At 69.8% G+C, this 1,578-nt stretch carries 1 protein-coding gene and 1 pseudogene; one reads left to right on the forward strand and one right to left on the reverse strand.

The window, feature by feature from the left end; genetic code table 11:
- Positions 1 to 372: pseudogene (locus QH283_RS06590) on the forward strand (hypothetical protein); the annotation flags it as partial.
- A gap of 7 nt (positions 373 to 379) precedes the next feature.
- Here QH283_RS06590 and QH283_RS06595 read toward each other — a convergent pair.
- Positions 380 to 1,402, reverse strand: a complete 1,023-nt coding sequence (locus QH283_RS06595) for an HAD family hydrolase (RefSeq protein ID WP_414689572.1) — start codon at positions 1,400 to 1,402, stop codon at positions 380 to 382.
- Positions 1,403 to 1,578: the final 176 nt, after the last annotated feature.

Here is a 1,578-nt window from a genome sequence, read left to right on the forward strand (position 1 = left end):
CTCCTGCGCTTCGGCCGCGGCGGCTTCGGGGCCGCCGCGGTGCGCACCGGCGTGCCGATCATCCCGTGCTCGATCGTCGGCTCCGAGGAGATCTATCCCAAGCTGGCCGATCTCAAGCCGCTGGCGCGCCTGCTCGGCCTGCCCTACTTCCCGGTCACCCCGACCTTCCCGCACCTGGGCGTGCTCGGCGCGGTGCCGCTGCCGTCGAAGTGGTACATCGAGTTCGGCGAGCCGATCCCGACCACCGGCTACGACCCCTCCGACGCCGAGGACCCGATGACCATGTTCGAGGTCACCGACCAGGTGCGCGAAACGATCCAGCACACCCTCTACAAGCTGCTGACCAAGCGGCGCAATCCGTTCACCGGGTAGCGGCGACTCAGATGTGGTCGCGGCGGCGGGTGATGGCCGCCGCCACCGCGCCGCCCGCCGCGCCCAGCGCCAACGCGGTCGGCACGCCGATCTTGGCGGCCTTGCGGCCGGTGCGGAAGTCGCGGATCTCCCAGCCCCGGTTCTTGGCGACCTCGCGCAGGTCGGCGTCGGGATTGATGGCCACCGGGGTGCCGACCAGCGAGAGCATCGGCACGTCGTTGTGACTGTCGGAGTAGGCCGCGCAGCGCTTGAGGTTCAGGCCCTCGCGGATGGCCAGCGCGCGCACCGCGTGCGCCTTGCCGAGCCCGTGCAGGATGTCGCCGACCAGGCGGCCGGTGAACTTGCCGTCCACGCTCTCGGCGACCGTGCCGAGCGCGCCGGTGAGCCCGAGCCGCTTGGCGATCACCTGCGCCAGCTCCACCGGCGTCGCGGTGACCAGCCACACCTGCTGGCCGGCGTCCAGGTGCATCTGCGCCAGCGCGCGGGTGCCCGGCCAGATCTTGTCGGCGATGATCTCGTCGTAGATCTCCTCGCCGAGTGCGGCCAGTTCGGCGGTGGAGCGTCCGGCGATGAAGGCCAGCGCCTTCTCCTTGCCGGAAGCCATGTCGCTGCTGCTCTCCTTGCCGGTGACCCGGAACTTCACCTGCTTCCACGCCACGTCGAGCAGATCGGTGGTCTTGAAGTACTTGCGCGCGGCCAGACCGCGGGCGAAGTGCACGATCGAGGCGCCCTGCACCATGGTGTTGTCCACGTCGAAGAACGCGGCGGCGGTCAGATCGCGCGGCACCTCGGGGCGCTCGCCGCCCCCGGCGATCTCGGACTCGTGCAGCGACAGCGCCGCGTCCGCGCTGGCCTCACCGGCGACATTGGCGCGCAGTTCCTCCTCGCTCGGCCCGAAGGGGCTGCGGGAGATGCGCGAGAGCTGCTCCTGCAGGTTCTGACCGAGCGGCCCCAGGTTCCAGCGCACCGGCAGCTCGCCGAAGCGGCCCGCGACGAAACCCGACCTGCCCACCTTCGATCGTTCCGGCACCACAACCTCCGCCCGTTCGCGCGAACCCTGTGTCCACACTAGTGTCGAACACTCGCCGCCCACGATTTAATAGCCGCCATGACAGATTCCACGGAAAACGGCGCGCGGCGAGACGGAACGGGTGCGGCTCACACTGTGACTTTGCTGACTCGGGCGGGCTGCCTTATGTGTGACAC

The organism is Nocardia farcinica (assembly GCF_029867845.1).
GTDB classification, from domain to species: Bacteria; Actinomycetota; Actinomycetes; order Mycobacteriales; family Mycobacteriaceae; genus Nocardia; species Nocardia farcinica_A.